This is a genomic window from Vibrio sp. 10N.239.311.G01 (assembly GCF_041465805.1).
In the GTDB taxonomy this organism is placed as follows: Bacteria; Pseudomonadota; Gammaproteobacteria; order Enterobacterales; family Vibrionaceae; genus Vibrio; species Vibrio crassostreae_C.
In genome coordinates this window covers 1-1,005 of the sequence record NZ_JBFSRM010000081.1, presented here as the reverse complement: position 1 = coordinate 1,005, position 1,005 = coordinate 1, and the positions used below count along the sequence as shown (strand labels likewise).

Here is a 1,005-nt window from a genome sequence, read left to right as displayed (position 1 = left end):
TCCACGTATTTACAAAGTGATTTTGGTAATAAAAGTTAAGATGCGGTCGTATATTCGGCTTCTTATTGAAGGAGCTACCTTCTAGCCTTTGATGTTTTGCGCACCTACTGTCCTTATCGAGTTAGCAGCTTGCTTAGCATGACAGAACGGCCAGGTTTTCAGTAGGTTGGTCTTACCTTTTATGCTTCATCATTTTGTAAAATTTTAGAATTTGTTAGTGATTAATTAGTAAGTAATACTGGTTTGTATTCAGTCTCATACCGAAGCATTGCCCACGCAGTCCGTACCACTTTGTTCGCCAGTGCAATGCAGGCCTTCTTGAAGCCGATACGATCTATGATACTCCTCAACCAAGCATCCTTTTGAGTCTTCGGTTTTTCGGGGAGTCGTCCAACGTAAGACATTGCACCAAGATAGAGAAGGGAGCGTAGCTCCTTCACTCCACCGCATTTATCGATCCCAATCATAAAGACCTTGCCACCTGAACTGTGTTGTTTGGGTGTAAGACCAACAAACGCTGAAGCTTGTCTTCCATTCTTGAACTGCTTTCCATCACCAAGAGTTGTATAGAGCATCGCAGCTGTTGTTTCACCAACACCTTCAATTTCCATTAATCGTTGGCATGGTTCTATCTGGCGGGTTAAAGCATTTTTCTCTTTTTCGAACGCGATGAGTTTTGCTTTCAGTTCTTTATATTGCTCCCACAACATGGACAGAACGGATACAACATTTGCTGGTATTGAGGTCTCTCCATCAAGTACTGTTTGAACCGACGCTTTTAAACCTTTTTCACCTCTAGGGTTTGCTATCCCGTAGCCCAAAATCGTCCCTCTAATGTGAAGCCCTAAGGAAACCACACTACGAGATAAGAACCTACGGCTGGTTTCTAATGAATGCATAGATTGTTGTTCTAATGACTTTGGGCGGCTGTACTTGATACCAATTTGGATAGCGGCATTAGCGATAGCAAGGGCATCATTATGATCAGTTTTATGTCCTTCTAGG

Annotated in this window: 1 protein-coding gene; it reads right to left on the bottom strand. The window is 42.6% G+C overall.

Annotated elements, in window-relative coordinates; genetic code table 11:
• Positions 1–221: 221 nt before the first annotated feature.
• Positions 222–1,005, bottom strand: a 784-nt coding sequence (locus tag AB6D06_RS22495) for an IS110 family transposase (RefSeq protein ID WP_372111945.1), incomplete at its 5' end; no start/stop codon positions are given.